This is a genomic window from Paraburkholderia graminis C4D1M (assembly GCF_000172415.1).
Taxonomy (GTDB): Bacteria; Pseudomonadota; Gammaproteobacteria; order Burkholderiales; family Burkholderiaceae; genus Paraburkholderia; species Paraburkholderia graminis.
In genome coordinates this window covers 80,451-96,868 of sequence record NZ_ABLD01000010.1, presented here as the reverse complement: position 1 = coordinate 96,868, position 16,418 = coordinate 80,451, and the positions used below count along the sequence as shown (strand labels likewise).

Annotated in this window: 16 protein-coding genes, 3 tRNA genes and 1 riboswitch; of the genes, 12 read left to right on the top strand and 7 right to left on the bottom strand. The window is 61.9% G+C overall.

What is annotated here, in order from left to right; all coding sequences use genetic code 11:
* Positions 1-19: 19 nt before the first annotated feature.
* A riboswitch (yybP-ykoY riboswitch) is annotated at positions 20-238 on the top strand.
* Positions 239-248: 10 nt separating this feature from the next.
* The gene (locus BGRAMDRAFT_RS17815; protein ID WP_006050192.1) at positions 249-821 is read left to right on the top strand and encodes a TMEM165/GDT1 family protein; all 573 of its coding nucleotides are present in this window, start codon (positions 249-251) and stop codon (positions 819-821) included.
* A 75-nt stretch (positions 822-896) separates the two neighbouring features.
* On the opposite strand, the gene BGRAMDRAFT_RS17810 is transcribed toward BGRAMDRAFT_RS17815, so the two are convergent.
* Entirely contained in the window at positions 897-1,595 is a 699-nt protein-coding gene (locus BGRAMDRAFT_RS17810) for a DUF4136 domain-containing protein (RefSeq protein ID WP_006050191.1), read from the bottom strand.
* A 270-nt stretch (positions 1,596-1,865) separates the two neighbouring features.
* Here BGRAMDRAFT_RS17810 and pepN point away from each other — a divergent pair, with 270 nt between their 5' ends.
* From pepN to BGRAMDRAFT_RS17785, 5 genes are all read left to right on the top strand, one after another.
* Complete coding sequence (gene pepN, locus BGRAMDRAFT_RS17805; RefSeq protein ID WP_044021312.1) at positions 1,866-4,571, top strand: aminopeptidase N; 2,706 nt, start codon at positions 1,866-1,868, stop codon at positions 4,569-4,571.
* Positions 4,572-4,768: 197 nt separating this feature from the next.
* On the top strand, positions 4,769-5,050 hold the full coding sequence (locus BGRAMDRAFT_RS17800) for a type II toxin-antitoxin system RelE/ParE family toxin (protein ID WP_029967972.1): 282 nt from the start codon (positions 4,769-4,771) through the stop codon (positions 5,048-5,050).
* Positions 5,051-5,066: 16 nt separating this feature from the next.
* Entirely contained in the window at positions 5,067-5,522 is a 456-nt protein-coding gene (locus BGRAMDRAFT_RS17795) for a HigA family addiction module antitoxin (RefSeq protein ID WP_044021311.1), read from the top strand.
* A gap of 165 nt (positions 5,523-5,687) precedes the next feature.
* Positions 5,688-6,704 (top strand): class 1 fructose-bisphosphatase, encoded by a 1,017-nt coding sequence (locus BGRAMDRAFT_RS17790; protein ID WP_006050187.1) that lies wholly within the window; start codon positions 5,688-5,690, stop codon positions 6,702-6,704.
* 55 nt (positions 6,705-6,759) lie between these two features.
* A tRNA-Thr gene (locus tag BGRAMDRAFT_RS17785) sits at positions 6,760-6,835 on the top strand.
* A gap of 125 nt (positions 6,836-6,960) precedes the next feature.
* On the opposite strand, the gene BGRAMDRAFT_RS17780 is transcribed toward BGRAMDRAFT_RS17785, so the two are convergent.
* The gene (locus tag BGRAMDRAFT_RS17780) at positions 6,961-7,161 is read right to left on the bottom strand and encodes a hypothetical protein (RefSeq protein WP_175130875.1); all 201 of its coding nucleotides are present in this window, start codon (positions 7,159-7,161) and stop codon (positions 6,961-6,963) included.
* 675 nt (positions 7,162-7,836) lie between these two features.
* Between BGRAMDRAFT_RS17780 and BGRAMDRAFT_RS35005 the strand changes: the two genes are divergently transcribed.
* Positions 7,837-7,986 carry a hypothetical protein gene (locus BGRAMDRAFT_RS35005; protein WP_006050185.1) on the top strand — a complete coding sequence of 50 codons (150 nt, stop codon included), beginning with the start codon at positions 7,837-7,839 and terminating at the stop codon, positions 7,984-7,986.
* Between the two features lie 279 nt (positions 7,987-8,265).
* Positions 8,266-8,862 (top strand): chorismate mutase, encoded by a 597-nt coding sequence (locus BGRAMDRAFT_RS17770; protein WP_006050184.1) that lies wholly within the window; start codon positions 8,266-8,268, stop codon positions 8,860-8,862.
* A 91-nt stretch (positions 8,863-8,953) separates the two neighbouring features.
* Here BGRAMDRAFT_RS17770 and BGRAMDRAFT_RS17765 read toward each other — a convergent pair whose 3' ends face one another.
* From BGRAMDRAFT_RS17765 to BGRAMDRAFT_RS17755, 3 genes are all read right to left on the bottom strand, one after another.
* A complete protein-coding gene (locus tag BGRAMDRAFT_RS17765; RefSeq protein WP_029967980.1) occupies positions 8,954-10,108 on the bottom strand; it encodes an exonuclease domain-containing protein in 1,155 nt (384 codons plus the stop codon).
* 195 nt (positions 10,109-10,303) lie between these two features.
* Complete coding sequence (gene ltrA, locus BGRAMDRAFT_RS17760) at positions 10,304-11,674, bottom strand: group II intron reverse transcriptase/maturase (RefSeq protein ID WP_006046962.1); 1,371 nt, start codon at positions 11,672-11,674, stop codon at positions 10,304-10,306.
* Between the two features lie 482 nt (positions 11,675-12,156).
* Positions 12,157-12,360 (bottom strand): cold-shock protein, encoded by a 204-nt coding sequence (locus BGRAMDRAFT_RS17755; RefSeq protein ID WP_006050182.1) that lies wholly within the window; start codon positions 12,358-12,360, stop codon positions 12,157-12,159.
* A gap of 428 nt (positions 12,361-12,788) precedes the next feature.
* Here BGRAMDRAFT_RS17755 and BGRAMDRAFT_RS17750 point away from each other — a divergent pair, with 428 nt between their 5' ends.
* Together BGRAMDRAFT_RS17750 and BGRAMDRAFT_RS17745 are read left to right on the top strand one after the other, a co-directional pair.
* Positions 12,789-13,052, top strand: coding sequence for a hypothetical protein (locus BGRAMDRAFT_RS17750; RefSeq protein WP_006050181.1), 264 nt, complete (start codon positions 12,789-12,791; stop codon positions 13,050-13,052).
* Positions 13,053-13,590: 538 nt separating this feature from the next.
* A complete protein-coding gene (locus BGRAMDRAFT_RS17745; RefSeq protein WP_006050180.1) occupies positions 13,591-14,736 on the top strand; it encodes a porin in 1,146 nt (381 codons plus the stop codon).
* Between the two features lie 126 nt (positions 14,737-14,862).
* Here the strand turns inward: BGRAMDRAFT_RS17745 and greB are convergent, their stop codons facing one another.
* A complete protein-coding gene (gene greB, locus BGRAMDRAFT_RS17740; RefSeq protein ID WP_029967984.1) occupies positions 14,863-15,432 on the bottom strand; it encodes a transcription elongation factor GreB in 570 nt (189 codons plus the stop codon).
* Positions 15,433-15,552: 120 nt separating this feature from the next.
* On the opposite strand from greB, the gene BGRAMDRAFT_RS17735 reads away from it, so the two are divergent.
* Positions 15,553-15,629: transfer RNA gene (locus tag BGRAMDRAFT_RS17735), tRNA-Arg, on the top strand.
* Positions 15,630-15,697: 68 nt separating this feature from the next.
* Positions 15,698-15,774 (top strand) — tRNA-Arg (locus BGRAMDRAFT_RS17730).
* Positions 15,775-15,891: 117 nt separating this feature from the next.
* Here BGRAMDRAFT_RS17730 and BGRAMDRAFT_RS17725 read toward each other — a convergent pair.
* Positions 15,892-16,383, bottom strand: a complete 492-nt coding sequence (locus BGRAMDRAFT_RS17725; protein ID WP_006050178.1) for a phage protein NinX family protein — start codon at positions 16,381-16,383, stop codon at positions 15,892-15,894.
* Between the last annotated feature and the right edge of the window lie 35 nt (positions 16,384-16,418).

Genomic DNA, 16,418 nt, shown 5'->3' with positions numbered 1-16,418 from the left:
CGGCGACGCCTGCTATAATCCGTCCCTCATTGGGGAGTAGCCGCCCCGCGCCACGTTCGCCCGGCATCTAGCCGGGCTCGCAACAACGTGCGCTCGCGGGGGCGCCTGTCAACAGACTTGGCCGTCATGGCCGTGGCAGCCGCAGCCTCTGGCCTGGCGAGACCGATGACCCACACCCCGCCGCAATTGGGCCCGGCGTGTCGTGGGTCGTCGCTCGTTCATTTCCCGGCCCGCGGATTCCAACCCACGTGTTCCACGCTTTCCTCATTTCCACCGGAGCGGTCGCGCTCGCCGAAATCGGCGACAAGACGCAGCTGCTGTCGCTCGTGCTCGCCGCGCGTTATCGCAAGCCGATGCCGATCATCCTCGGCGTGCTGGTCGCGACGCTCGTCAATCACGCGGGCGCAGGCGCGCTCGGCGCGTGGCTCGGCTCGCTGCTCACGCCGGCCATCATGCGCTGGGCGTTGGCCATTTCATTCATCGGCATGGGTTTGTGGATTCTCGTGCCCGACAAGCTCGACGACGAAGAAGCCAACACGAACCGCACGCATCTTGGCGTGTTCGGCGCGACTGTCGTGGCCTTCTTCCTCGCGGAAATGGGCGACAAGACGCAGATCGCGACGGTTGCGCTCGCCGCGCGCTTTCACGACTTCTTCGGCGTGGTGGCGGGCACCACGCTCGGCATGATGATCGCCAACGTCCCGGCGATCCTGCTCGGCGACCGCTTCGCGCACCGTCTGCCGACCGGGATCGTGCACGGCATCGCCGCCGTGCTGTTCGTGGTTCTCGGAACGATGGCGCTGTTCGGCGGCGGGCTCTGACGAAGGTGCGCGATGCCGGCATTTGCCGGATCGCGCTCTTGTCACGCTTTTATCGCGCTTGCGGTTGCGTCGCGGTCATTGCACGGCTTTCGCGCCCGACGCTGCAGCCGGGGACGCGGCGGCAGCCGGCACCGCCGTTTCGTTGGAAGCACCGGCGCTGTTGCCAAGCGGAATCTTCACCGTGCGCACGACGCCGTTGCCGAGCGGGAAGTCGGCAAGCGCACTGCGCGCCAGATACGGCATGGCCCTCACCAGCGACGACTCGCCGCCCGAGTTGCGCGCGGTCACGTTGTAGACCTCCTTGCCCGTCGCGCGCTCGGTGATCCGCACGCCGAGCAGATGCGTGAAGATCGGATAGCTCTGGTTCACGTAGCCTGCGGGAAACGGACCCCACGGCCCCCACGGATCGTACGGACGGCCCCAGCCCCAGTAAGGCGCCGGCCACGGGTTGTAGTAGACCGGCTCGGCCACCGTCACCATGTCCGAGCGGATTCCATACGAGAGCCCGACGAGATAGCGCGCGTCGTTGCCGTCAACCTGGCGGAACGCATGCGTGGCGAGTTCGTTGGCGATGATGCGCTCATAGGTGGTCAGCTCGAGATTGTTCCGCTGGTCGGGCTCGCGTGTGAACGCGTAGGTGCGGGCCGCGTCGCCGCCGCTCCAGTCGGAGAACGCGGTGACCTGCGTGGTCACGTAGGTCGTGCAGCCGGACAGCAGCACGCTCAGTGCCGCGAGCAGCAGCATGGCCCGGCGCGTCCAGATATTCGTTGTCATGGTCTACCTCGTGAAGCGTTTCTGTTCGTTCGTCTTTGATTGTACGTATGACCGTCGATCGCGCCGCGCCGTTCCGCTCCCTTCCGCTCCCACGCCGCAGGAGCTTGAGCGTGAGCAAGAGCGGTGCGGGCGTCCGAGCGCGCATCGGCCGAACGGCTATCTGAAAAGCGCGCGCCGCACGATTGCCCGAGGCTTTGTACAATGGCTCGACAAGCCCGGCTCGCGCGTCTTCGTGCGCCGGCCGCTCGAGTCCCATCACTACAGAACGCCATGGCCGATACCGCAACGCCCAATGTGATCCGCCGCGCCGATTATGCGCCGCCCGCTTTTCTGATCGACACCGTCGCGCTCGAGTTCGATCTGCTGCCCGAACGCACGGTCGTAAAGAACACGATGCGCGTGCGCCGCAACCCGGACGCCGCGCGCGCGCCGCATCTCGAACTGATGGGCGAACAACTGGAGTTCGTCGGCGCGACGCTCGACGGTCAGCCGTTCGCCAACGCGCATCCGCACGAGCACGGGCTGGTGCTCGACAACGTGCCCGACAGCTTCGAGCTCACGCTCACCAGCATCTGCAATCCGGCGGCGAATACGACGCTCTCGGGCCTGTATGTGTCGAGCGGAAACTTCTTCACGCAGTGCGAGGCCGAGGGCTTTCGGCACATCACCTATTTCCTCGACCGGCCGGACGTGATGTCGACCTACAGGGTCATGCTGCGAGCCAGCAAGGCCGATTATCCGGTGCTGCTGTCGAACGGCAATCTGCTCGAGGAAGGCGATCTGCCGGACGGCCGTCATTTCGCGCGCTGGGAAGATCCGTTCAGGAAGCCGAGCTATCTGTTCGCGCTTGTCGCCGGCAAGCTCGTTGCGCTCGAAGAGCGTCTGAAAACCGGCTCGGGCAAGGAAAAGCTGCTGCAGGTGTGGGTCGAGCCGCACGATCTCGACAAGACCCGTCACGCGATGGATTCGCTGATCAATTCGATCCGCTGGGACGAACAGCGCTTCGGCCTCGAACTCGATCTCGACCGCTTCATGATCGTCGCGGTGAGCGACTTCAACATGGGCGCGATGGAAAACAAGGGGCTCAATATCTTCAACACGAAGTACGTGCTGGCGAACCCGGAAACGGCGACCGACACGGACTTCGCGAACATCGAGGCGGTGGTCGGCCACGAGTATTTCCATAACTGGACCGGCAACCGCGTGACCTGCCGCGACTGGTTCCAATTGAGCCTGAAGGAAGGGCTGACCGTGTTCCGCGATCAGGAATTCTCCGCCGACATGGCCGCCGGACTGACCAGCAGCGGCGACGAAGCGGCGCGCGCGACGAAGCGCATCGAAGACGTGCGCGTGCTGCGCCAGATGCAGTTCGCCGAAGACGCCGGCCCGATGGCTCACCCGGTGCGCCCGGAGAGCTACGTCGAGATCAACAACTTCTACACGATGACCGTCTACGAAAAAGGCTCGGAAGTCGTGCGGATGTATCAGACGCTGTTCGGCCGCGACGGTTTTCGCAAGGGCATGGACCTGTACTTCAAGCGTCACGACGGCCAGGCCGTGACGTGCGACGATTTCCGTCATGCGCTCGCCGACGCGAACGGCCGCGACCTCGCGCAGTTCGAGCGCTGGTACAGCCAGGCGGGCACGCCGCGCGTGTCGGTGCGCACCCGTTACGACGCGGCGGCGCGCCGCTACAGCGTGACGCTCACGCAGGGTTATGGCGACGCCGCGCCGGCCGCGCGCGAAACGCAGAAGGGACCACTGCTGATTCCGTTCGCCATCGGCCTGATCGGCAAGGACGGCAACGATCTGCCGCTGCAACTCGAAGGCGAAGCGCGCGCTTCCGACTCGACCACGCGCGTGCTCGAATTGACGCAGACCGAGCAGACGTTCACGTTCGTCAATGTCGAAGACGAACCGTTGCCGTCGCTGCTGCGTAATTTCTCGGCGCCGGTGATCGTCGAATACGATTATCCGGCCGAACAGCTCGCGTTCCTGCTCGCGCACGACAGCGATCCGTTCAACCGCTGGGAAGCCGGCCAACGCCTTGCCACGCGCGAGTTGCTGACGCTCGCCGGCCAGGCGGCGAACGGCGCGCAACTGCAACTCGACGACTCGGTGGTCGCCGCGTTCGCGCGCGTGCTCACGGACGAATCGCTGTCGCCGGCGTTCCGCGAACTCGCGCTGATGCTGCCGTCGGAGGCCTATCTGGCCGAGCAGATGACGGAGTCGAATCCGGCGGCCGTGCATGCGGCGCGGCAGTTCGTGCGCAAGCGTCTCGCGAATGCGCTCAAGGGCGAATGGCTGAGCATTTACGAGAAGCATCGCACGGCGGGTCCGTACGAAGCCACGCCGGCCGCGGCCGGACATCGCGCTCTGAAGAATCTCGCGCTCTCGTATCTGACCGAGCTCGACGATCCGGCCGAAGCCGTGCGGCTCGCGTCGGCGCAATACGAGGCCGCGAACAACATGACCGACCGCGCCGCGGCGTTGTCCGCGCTGCTCAACGCCGCAGCGGCCAATGGCGGCAGCGCCGAGGCGCAGCATGCGCTCGACGACTTCTACCGGCGTTTCGAGAAAGAGCCGCTCGTGATCGACAAGTGGTTTGCGTTGCAGGCCACGCAGCGCGGCAGTGCGCAGCGGCCGGTGATCGAAATCGTGCGCAAGCTGATGACGCATCCGGCCTTCAATCTGAAAAATCCGAACCGCGCGCGCTCGCTGATCTTCAGCTTCTGCGCGGCCAACCCCGCGCAGTTCCATGCGCAAGACGGCTCGGGCTACGCGTTCTGGGCCGACCAGGTGATCGCGCTCGACGCAATTAATCCGCAAGTGGCCGCCCGCCTCGCACGCTCGCTCGAATTGTGGCGCCGCTTCACGCCGACGCTGCGCGATGGCATGCGTGCGGCGCTGGAGAAAGTGGCGTCGCAAGTGAAGTCGCGCGACGTGCGCGAAATCGTCGAGAAGGCGCTCGCATGATGCGCGTTTGAGCGGTTCTCAACCCCGAAAGCCGGCACGCGTTGCCGGCTTTTTTTCGCCCTTGTGTTGCGACGACCCGGTGGCAGGTTCACGTCGACGTTAGCCATTTGGCCGACTGTTCTTAAGCGCCGCATTGAGGGAAAGTAAACGCATTCAATTAACGGTTTACGTTTAACGCGATGCGTTATATCATTCCCATGATCACGACATTTGGCGACAAGGCTACGGCAAGAATTTTTCAGGGCAGGTTCGTGCATGCGCTGCCGCGTCATATCCAGGCGCTCGCGTACCGCAAGCTGCTGATGATCGACGCCGCGGACACCGTCCATAGTTTGCATGCGCCGCCCGGCAACCGGCTCGAAGCATTGCAGGGGCAGCGCAGCGGGCAGTGGAGCATCCGGATCAATGCGCAATGGCGCATCTGTTTTCACTTTATCGACGGCGAGGCGCTGAATGTTGAGATTGTCGACTATCACTGATTATTGGGAGACCGACATGGTCATCAAACGCTCCGATCTGGCCAGCACCGATTTCTCCGGCATCGACACCGGAGACAGCATCGAGGAAATCCATCCGGGGGAGATTTTGCGCAGCGAATTCCTCGAACCGCTCGGCATGTCCGTCAATGCGCTCGCGCTTGCGTTGCGCGTACCGGCGCCGCGCATCAACGACGTGGTGCGTGGCAAGCGCGCGATCTCGGCTGACACCGCGCTGCGGCTCGAGCGCTACTTCGGCGCGAGCGCGCAGTTCTGGCTCAATCTGCAAATCGCCTACGACCTGCGCGTCGCCACGGCTGCGGCGGGCGCGCAGATCGAACGCGAGATCGAACCCATGCCGAAGGCCGATCGCCCGAAGCTCCCCAAGGTTTCCGCGGAACATGCGCGCGCCGCGGCGCTCGCAGCGAGCGTGAGCGGCAGCGCCACGGCGGGCAAGGTCCGGCGCAAAGGCTGACCGCCGGTTGTGGTTTGGGTTGTGCTTTGGCCGCCGGTTATGCTCGTTGCTGCTCACTGGCCGCGTCGCGCGCGTTTTTCATCTCTCCGCCCACAGCAAAAGCACGGGGCAGACACACCGAGCGGTTAAAATCCGGATATTCCTCAAGCCTCCTGGAGTACAGCAATGTCCTTGCAACGTCGTACCACTCTCACGAAGTACCTGATCGAGCAGCAGCGGGAAACCAATAACCTGCCGGCCGATCTGCGCCTTTTGATCGAAGTTGTCGCGCGGGCATGCAAGGCGATCAGCTATCACGTCAGCAAGGGCGCGTTGGGCGATGCGCTCGGCACCGCGGGCAGCGAGAACGTGCAGGGCGAAGTACAGAAGAAGCTCGATATTCTGTCAAACGAGATCCTGCTCGAAGCGAATGAATGGGGCGGCAACCTGGCAGGCATGGCATCGGAGGAAATGGAGCAGTTCTTCCCTATTCCCGCGAACTATCCGAAGGGCGAATATCTCCTCGTGTTCGATCCGCTCGACGGCTCGTCGAACATCGACGTGAACGTGTCGATCGGCACCATCTTTTCAGTGCTGCGCTGCCCGGACGGCCAGCAGCCTACCGAGCAGTCGTTCCTGCAGCCGGGCACGCAGCAGGTCGCCGCGGGTTACGCGGTGTATGGGCCGCAAACGGTGCTGGTACTGACCACCGGCAACGGTGTGAACTGCTTCACGCTCGACCGCGAGCTCGGTTCATGGGTGCTTACGCAAAGCGACATGCGCATTCCGGTCGAGACGCGCGAATATGCGATTAACGCGTCGAACGAGCGGCACTGGTATCCGCCCGTCGAGCAGTACATCGGCGAATTGAAGCAAGGCAAGGAAGGTCCGCGTCAAAGCGACTTCAATATGCGCTGGATCGCGTCGATGGTCGCGGACGTGCATCGTATCCTGAACCGCGGCGGCATCTTCATGTACCCGGCCGACAAGCGCACGCCGGACAAGCCGGGCAAGCTGCGTCTGATGTACGAAGCGAACCCGATGGCGTTTATCGTCGAACAGGCAGGCGGCGCCGCGACCAATGGCGAGAAACGCATTCTCGATATTCAGCCGAAGAGCCTGCATGAGCGCGTCGCGGTGTTCCTCGGCTCGAAGAACGAAGTGGACCGCGTGACCCGCTACCATCTCGAAACAAAAAATTGACCGAGGGGCTTGCCAAGCCAATAAAAGAAGTCCCTATAATCTCGCTTCTCCTGATGCCGGAATAGCTCAGACGGTAGAGCAGCGCATTCGTAATGCGAAGGTCGGGGGTTCGATTCCTCTTTCCGGCACCATCAAGATTCAAGCAAAAAGCCCAGTCCTCGCGACTGGGCTTTTTGTTTTGGCGATGCGTTTATCGAGGTTGGGACAACACGCGTCTGCGGTTACTAGTTGGCTTTGGCTATCCGCAGAAGTCCGCTCAGTCGCCGTGCAAGCGCGCGATCGTGACGAGGTTGCGCGCGACGACGGAATCGTTTGTCGCGACGCCCTGCTCGACGTTGCTGCGTTTCTCGCCGCAATACGCAGCGACCGCTTCCTGCGGCGCTGACGGAAACCACGAGATGCGGCCGTCGCATTCGATGCCAACCTGACGTCCCTTCCAGTACACAGCGTTTTCCATGACCCACTCTCTGAAGGCGAAGACGACCATCTTCCGCATCGGCAGACGCGCGTCCGTTGCCCAACGCACTCTCGGTTGCCGATACGTCTTCACATCATAGAAGCCAGGATCGCGGCTGCCGGCGTTGTCATCGAGCGATGATGTTTTGTCGCGAAATGCGCGAGCTGGAATGCAACGCCGGCCGAATGCTTAAACCATTCAGTGAAACTCCTAAAAAGTCTTAAGTCGCGTTTGAAAAAAGAGGCCGTTGATCGTCAACGGCGCGACACGTCGCTCGTTTACAAAGAGGTAAAGCTTTCTCGCGATATAAGGTCCGGCTCGGTAATAAACGAACGTTCGCCTTTTAGTGCGGAAAACGATTCCGATGCGGCGGCGCACAAGAAGCTTTGAATCGGGGAATACCCGGAATGAACAGGAGCGGACTCGCGAGACCGAGAGGCGGCAGTGCTTGGGCGGCCCGCCTGACAAGGCGCCAGGGAATCTACCGATGAATTGATGCGCTGAACGTACGCAAGCCCACAGAACAACACAAGCTGCGAACCTATAAATTTAATCAGAAGACTCTGCTGAAATGGTGCGCTGTGCCGTTAAAGCAACAAAGAACGCGTGATGTTAATCGGGCACTGGTGCTAATCGGGGCCCGAGGGAATAATGAGTTTGTAAAGGAGAAAGATCATGGATGCCAAACCACCGAAGATTCCGACCCCGGATAAAGTTTTTAGCCCGGATCCGGAACCTGTCGGCGTCGAATTTTTGGGTGCGGAACTGCCGGAGCACGTGCGCGCCTTTTTCGACGAACAACGTAAGTCGTGCGACGCAAAGTAACTGTGCAGTGGCGCAACGCAGCAGCGGTCTTCGTGTCTCGTGCATGAGGTCTGGTGGCTCGCGCGCTCCCCGATCGCTTTCGTTTGGACGCTACCAATAGACGGACTGCCGCCGCGTAGTGCCGGCGCCTGTCGTTGCGCTTGCGCGCTTCTGCTTGCGCGAGCATCGGTTGTGCTCTGCTTCCCAGCAGCGGCTCCGCCCGGGAGCGCGCCTGTGCGATCGTAGATCGTCTATTCTTCTGGTTTTTCCTTCTGCGCCACCCGGCCGACCGTTGATCCCATGAATCGATTGTTTCGCTTCGCTGCGCCGTGCGCGCTGGCGCTCTTCGCCTGTGCCGCGTTCGCGCCAGCCCCCGCCTTTGCCGATGGCGACGATACCGCGCTAACCAACGTGATCGCGCTTGCGTGGCAACGCCTTGCGCTCGCCGAGCCGGTGGCGCGCTGGAAGTGGGCCAACCATCAAGCGATCACCGACACGCCGCGCGAACAGGCGCTGCTCGCCGATGTGGAAAAGCGAGCCGCGGCGGCCAACGTGGATCCGGCGTTCGCGCGCGCTTTCTTCCAGGATCAGATAGACGCCAGCAAAGAGGTGCAAAACGCGCTGTTCGCGAACTGGCGCGCGACTCAGCCGCCACAAGAACCGGCGCCGGACCTCGCGACGAGCACGCGCCCTCAGTTGGACCGCTTGACGCAGGCGCTCGTCGCCGGCCTCGCCCGCGTGCAACCGCTGCGCGCGGCGCCGGACTGTCCGTCGCGCGTCGCGCAAGCGCTCGCTAACTGGAAGTCGCTGACCCGCTATGACTCGACCCGGTCGAATGCGCTAACTCATGCGCTTGGACACGTGTGCGAAAGCGGCGGCGTCGGCGCGACGGGCTGACGGCGGACGCCAGGAGGAAGGCGTGGACTGATCGCGCTGCGGGGCTTGCACGATCGGGCGGAACGAGCGGGTGAATGTGCAGGCGAAGCGGTCAGGCAACGCCCACGACAGGCTCCGCGTTCACGACCGTCAGCGGCGTCATCCGCAAACCGCGTGCGAGATGGCTTTGCAAAATCCGATACGTCGAAAGCTCAAAGCCGCTGCTATCCAGACGCGACGTGTGCAACTCGGTCGCCTGCTCCAGCGACGGCGCATGGCCGATATAACACCAGCGGTCGACAACATGAAAAGCGCACGCCTCTGACGCTTGTTCCCGCTCCTCGAAAACGACAGGCCCGACAAACGGCCACGGCGCGTCGATGGGATCGCTCTTGGCGACGCGCGGCGCGCGATTGTGCCCCGGCCGCAGCGCCGCAATCCACTGTGCCTCTGTCAGCATTGCGCCCAGCTCGCCGCCCGTCGCGCGCCATTCGACACGCCGAACCTGCTGCGCAAGCCGTATATCCTTCGACGAACGGCGCTCCCCTGTCAGATGCGCGCGAAGCCGCTGACGGACGCGAACGCTTCGTCCGACATACAGCGGCAAGTCGTCGTCTCCATAGAACGCGTAGACGCCGCAGCCCGCAGGCGCCGTGTCGAGCAGATCTTCGGTGATGTTGCCGGCCAGCCGGTAGCGCCGGGTCGTGCGCTCGATGTGCGCCCGTAAAACGTCGAGCGGCACGAGGCCATGCAGGCGCTGCCAGAACTGCCAGATCAGATCGGCGTCGGCGAGCGCGCGGTGGCGATCCGACGGCACGAGCGAATGACGCTCGACCAGCGCATCGAGTCCGTGACGCTTTTCGGACGGAAATAGCGCGCGCGACAGGCGCACGGTGCACAGCACGTCCGGGTCGAATGAAATACCGGCGCGCCGGAATTCGCCGCGCAAGAAACCCCGGTCGAAGCTCGCGTTATGCGCGACGAACAGTTTGCCGTTCAGGCGGGCAAAGAGTTCGGGCGCGATGGCGTCGAATGTCGGCGCGCCGCGCACCATCGCATTCGTGATGCCGGTCAGCTGCTGAATGAAGGACGGAATCGGTTGCTGCGGATCGACGAGGCTGCTCCAGCGCGTGACGCCGGCCGGCCCGACTTCGACGACGCCGACCTCGGTAATGCGGTGCTCGCTGGTCGAGCCGCCGGTGGTTTCAAGATCGACAAAGACGATGGGCTCTGCGAAGGCCGGTTCGGCCAAAAACTGTTCGGACATGGAGAGAATGCTTGGACGCGTGACTTTGCGCCAAGTATGCACTAGTTGGCGGCCGCCGACCGTGCGTAGATCGCGCCAGCGGGACCACACGCCCGACCGAAGCGAATAAATCGGCATAGGGGACGGCCATGAGGCCGTACCCCTGCCACACCACCCGGCATGCGGGTCCGCACCGGGCGGTTCGGGAAGTTGAGGTTATGAGAGTCGGGGTACGCCCAGTTGGTCGAAGTAGGCGATGGTCAGCACGCGCTTGAGCGCACCGTCGCTATTGCGCCACCAGCAACGACTGTTCGCCGCCACTTGTCGCGCCACAGCGGCCGATGCCCCCAGCGCACGCAGTTCCCGGTAGATGGTGGTGCCACGGCGCCAGTGTTTGAGATGGATCGCGCGCAACCGGTGACGCAGCCACTCATCCAGTGCCAACCACACACCGGGTGTTTGCGCCAACCTGAAGTACGCCTTCCAGCCTTGCACGTAAGGCCGTAGCTGTTCCACCACTTTCTTCATGCTGCGCCCGCCAGAGCGATGGGTCAGTTCACGGATGCGGTGTTTGAACGCCAGCAGCGGTTTGGCCGCCACCTTGCGTTTGACCACCCCACCCGCAGCCACCCACAGGCTGTAGCCCAGAAACTTGCGACCAAACACACTGGCCACCGCGCTTTTGGTCTCGTTGACCTTCAGCCGCAGTCGCCCATACAGACGCCGCAGCAGTGCCATCACCCGCTCACCCGCCCGGCGGCTACGAACATAGACATTCGCGTCGTCGGCGTAGCGCGCGAAGCAATGACCCCGCCGCTCCAGTTCCTTATCCACTTCGTCGAGCAGCACGTTGGCCAGCAACGGGGACAGTGGTCCGCCTTGCGGCGTGCCCTGATCCCGTTGCTGGACCACTCCGCCATCCATGATGCCGCTGCTCAGATACGCCCGGATCAGCCGGATTACGCCGGCATCATCGATTCGCTTCTGTAGACGGTCAATCAGGATGTCGTGGTTGACCCGGTCAAAGAATTTCTCCAGATCAACGTCCACCACGATTCGCCGACCCGACTGCACGTACGACTGCGCGGCTAACACCGCGTCGTGCGCACGCCGTCCAGGCCGGAAGCCGTGGCTGTGCTCGCTGAAGGTAGGGTCCAGAACCGGCTGCAGCACCTGTAGCAGCGCCTGCTGGATCAACCGGTCCGTTACCGTCGGGATGCCAAGCTCGCGCTCGCCTCCATCCGGCTTCGGTATCGTCACCCGACGTACCGGGCTGGGCCGGTACGTCCCCTTGAGCAACTGTTCACGGATCGCGGGCCACGCCGTCACCAGATGACGCGACGTCTGGTCAACGTCCAGACCGTCCACGCCAGCGGCTCCCTTGTTGGACCGGACCCGTTTGAACGCCTGCTTCAGGTTCTCTCCTGTCAGCGCCGCTTCCAGCAGCGCCGACCCTGTGTCCCCGGATTCATGTCGCGGGCAGCAGGCTTCATCGCTAGTCGGTGTACGCCGTGCAGCTTCACCGCACGTGACCCCCACCCGCCCCGCTTGCGCGGGCATCTGACGCATTGCCTGTCGCATCGACATGACGCTGGACACTCCTTCCCGTTTAGCCCTTCGTCACCAGCTTCGGCCTCATCAACCTGTCCTGTGACTACTACGGCCTCTGCTGACTTCTCGCTCCGGCTCGACGCCGTTGCCCTTTCAGGCACGAGGCGAGATCTCCCCAGGTAAGAACGCAATCCTTCACCGCACAACCGCCGCATTTACGTTGCCTGATCCTTGACCACGAGAGCTTCGCGCTTCTTTGCACGCTCGCCCTGATCGGCACCGCCTCATATCCGGTTCTTGTTCATCGGCTCGCGGTTTCGCTCCACGCTTCCTCCCCACGCTCGGTCGCCCTCACGCAGTTGCGCTTCACTTCGTTCGCTGTGGTCAACTCACGATGGGACTTGCACCCACAAGACTGCGCCCATGCTGGGCGCACAAAGAAAAGCCCCCGCGATGAATCGCGAGGGCCTTTAGCAGCGGACCCCGCCCCGCACGCTACGGGGCAGCGGCACTACCGCTTACAGCGGCTGGATATTCGCCGCCTGCTTGCCCTTGGGGCCGGCCTTGACGTCGAAAGATACACGCTGGTTTTCCTTCAGCGATTTAAAGCCTTCGCTGCGAATCTCCGAGAAATGCGCAAAGAGATCTTCGCCACCCGAATCGGACGTAATGAAGCCAAAACCTTTAGCATCGTTAAACCATTTGACGATACCTGTTTCCATTTTCCAGTTTCCCTCAACGAATTATCAAATCGGGCAATGCCCTCAACGCCTCAATCCATTGCCATCTTATCCATAAGGAATATCCCGGAGGCATTGCGCACTCGGAGCGGCTACTGAATTCAGCTTTGCCGTTATACGGGGCGCGGTGAATCACCGTCAAGTGAATTTTTAATAGTCCTTAAGTACGACATTGGATAAGCGAAAAGTTAGCCGAATGGCGGAAATAACCGGCGTTTGGGTGCTCGCGCTCGCGTCAAATTTACTCCTCCTTTAACGCGAGCACAGGAAAAGAGAAAGACTTCCCGAAATGCACGCGACGTTTGTAACGATTTGTGACTTTGGTAAGTGTTTCTCCGACTTGTTCGCCTCGCCGAACGAACCGCATCATGAAGCTATGTATTTGCAGTAATGCGCATCAGGAGATTGCCATGCAGTTCCATACCATCCGCCTCATTCTTGCCCGGCTCATTCCTCATTTCGCTCAATCACCGTCGCAAGCATCTCGCACTTCCAGTGCCGAAGCAGACCGGCAGAACTCGTCGGCCCTCGAATTCGACCCGGTATGGCACGGCGATCATTGGCAAAACCTGCTGTCGTCGCCGATGGACGCCCGGCGCTACGTCATGGAGGACTGGAGTTCCTCGACGCCGACCGAACGGTGGAACACCGACTACGCCGCACCGGCGCATTGAGCGGAAGTCACGCGCCAAATCGGGCTTCGCAGTTCTGAGCGCGCAAAAAAAAGCGCGACTGGGAAGTCGCGCTGACAAAGGTTTGGAGATCTTTTTCGACAACGAAAAAGTCCGCTTCGGAAAGCGGTAATTCAGTATAGCGCTTATTTCCGAGTCCGATTATTCACACAAATAACAATCGTCTATTGCATTAACAACAACAATAACTTCGCATAGCCGCTCTTGTTGTTTTTTCGCATCGGATAAGCGTCGTATATAAGCAACGCCAATTCCTCCGCACCCCTTGCATGAGCCCTTGGTACTCTCGAAAGCCTTAACCGGCGGGGCTTTCAACGCGTCCACATATCGTTTCGAACGGCGTAATACTCTATTGCGAAAACAGAAACGCCCATTGATTAGACGGTCTCTCTACACTTTGCGTAACCGGAAAACAGCGCCGCATTCAGACGCTCTTCTCGCGGATACGCCTCTCGCAGCGTCCGCGTGAAGGTTTTCCGAAGCAGCATTCACCGCCAATTCTTGCTTTCGGAGTAACAAGATGAAAAAGACTCTCATGGTCGCAGCCCTGACGGGCGTTTTTGCCACCGCGGCGCACGCCCAAAGCAGCGTCACTCTGTACGGCTTGATCGACGCCGGCATCACGTACACCAACAACCAGCACGGTCACAGCAACTGGCAGCAAACCAGCGGCTCGGTGAACGGCAGCCGTTGGGGCTTGCGCGGCGCTGAAGACCTCGGCGGCGGCCTGAAGGCAATCTTCACGTTGGAAAACGGCTTCGGCATCAATGACGGTTCGCTGAAGCAAGGCGGCCGCGAATTCGGCCGTCAGGCATTCGTCGGTCTGTCGAGCAACCAGTTCGGCGCCGTGACCCTCGGCCGTCAATATGACAGCATGGTCGATTTCGTCGGCCCGCTCGCATTGACCGGCACGCAGTACGGCGGCACGCAGTTCGCCCATCCGTTCGACAACGACAACCTGAACAACTCGTTCCGCATCAACAACTCGGTCAAGTACACGAGCGCGAACTACGGCGGCTTCAAGTTCGGCGGCCTGTACGGCTTCTCGAACCAGGCTGACGGCTTCGCCAACAACCGCGCTTACAGCGCCGGCGCATCGTACAACTGGGGCGGCCTGAATGTCGGCGCAGCGTACCTGCAACTGAATAACAACGGCGCGACGGGCGCGGCTGCGGCGTTCAACGCCGGCGGCGCAGTGTCGAGCGACAACACCTTCTTCGCTAGCCGTCAGCAGACGTGGGGCGCGGGCGCGAGCTACGCGTTCGGTCCGGCGACCGTCGGCCTCGTGTACTCGCAGACGAACCTGTCGGGCCTCGCCGGCATCGGCGCAGGCGCGTCGGGCCAGACGGGCGGCGTCGCCTTCGGTGGTGACAGCGCGCACTTCCAGAACTTCGAAGCTAACGCTCGCTACGCTCTGACGCCGGCTGTCAGCATCGCCGGTTCGTACACGTACACGCGCGCCAGCCTCGCCGGCACCCGTCCGCACTGGAACCAGTTCAACCTGCAAACGGCATACGCACTGTCCAAGCGCACGGACGTCTACCTGCAGGGTGAATACCAGCAAGTCAACGAGAACGCGGTTGTTAATGCGGACATCAACGGTCTGGCTGCTTCGAGCAACAACAAGCAGATCGCTGTCACGGCAGGCCTGCGTCACCGCTTCTAAAGCGGCAGACAGGACTCGCGACAGGGAAGGCGCCGCTTGCGGCGCCTTTTTTATTGCCTGCCCTGCCTGGAACGCCGCGAAGGCCACCGACGCGACGGACGCGGCGGAATCAGCCCGGATGGAACACTAGCCGCCGTTATCGGGCGGCGGATATTTGACGTCGAGTATGTCGATCGGCTGCGGTCCGGCAGGCGTATACAAAGTCACCGTATCGCCGACCTTCGCCTTCAGCAGCGCTCGCGCGATCGGCGAAATCCAGCTCACGTGCCCGATGTCCAGATCGACTTCGTCGATACCGACGATCGTCACCGTATGCTCGTCGCCGTCTTGCGTCGCGTATTCGACCGTGGCGCCGAAAAAGACCTGATCGACATTCTCCTGTTTGCTGCTGTCCACGATCTCCGCGAGATCGAGACGCTTGGTCAGAAAACGAATGCGCCGATCAATCTCACGCAGGCGGCGCTTGCCATAAATGTAATCGCCGTTCTCCGAGCGGTCGCCATTCGACGCCGCCCACGACACGAGCTTGACCACTTCCGGCCGCTCGACGTCGATAAGATGCAGCAGTTCGTCGCGCATGCGGCGGTAGCCCGCCGGCGTGATGTAGTTCTTGGTACCCGCTGGGATGTCCGGCTGGGCGACGTCGAGATCGTCGTCGTTATCTTCGCTCGACTCTTTGACAAAGGCCTTGTTCATGATGATCCATAAGCTGCAGCAAACGACTGCCTCACTAGGGTACACGATCATGGCAATGAGACAAATCGCAGTTACACGCTTCCCTTTTTTGAAACCTTTGCTATAATCTCGTTTCTGCGTGCGGCTGTAGCTCAGTTGGATAGAGTACTTGGCTACGAACCAAGGGGTCGTGGGTTCGAATCCTGCCAGCCGCACCACTTATTCGAGGGCCTTCCTCCGGGAAGGCCCTTACGTTTTACCCAATTTCGCTTTACCAGTTTCGCGTGCGGCTGTAGCTCAGTTGGATAGAGTACTTGGCTACGAACCAAGGGGTCGTGGGTTCGAATCCTGCCAGCCGCACCACTTTTCAAGGGCCTTCCAATCGGAAGGCCCTTTGTTTTTTCGACGACGTTTTTCGACGCCGCCGTTTTACTCCGATTATTCGATTCGACCAGCCACTCGTGGCCGCGGCGCGCTTATTTACGGCCGCGGCGGCGACTGAATATCGCCGATATGTCCGTCCGGGCTAGGAACGTCTTCGAACGTATCGCCCGCCGTCGCCTCGGCAATGCGCCGCGCGCTAACGCCCATCAGCAACTGCGGTTCATGCAGCACGTCGCCGACGCTATCGCCAAACCGGCTTTCGACAAACGCCCGCAGCAGTGCCACGCGCACCGAGTCCGCGCGCCCTTCCACCGGTCCGCGACCGCCTTCGAATTCCGCGACGCACTGTGCCGGCCCCTCTTCGCTGCGTTCGCGCATTTCGATCCGACGCGCGCGCTCCAGCACCACTGCCGCGGCATCCCACGACTTGCTCGGCGTGAAGCGGCCGTCCCACGGACGACCGCGGTCGTTGCCGCGAATCGAGACGGTTTCGCCGCTGTCGGTGAACTGGATTTCGCGCACGAAGTCGTGCAGGCTGCGGGCCACCCAATAGTCGAGTGCGAGGCCCTCTAGGTCAGCTACTTTCATCAGCGTTCTCCCTGAGTTTTCAGGTCAGACTCGCC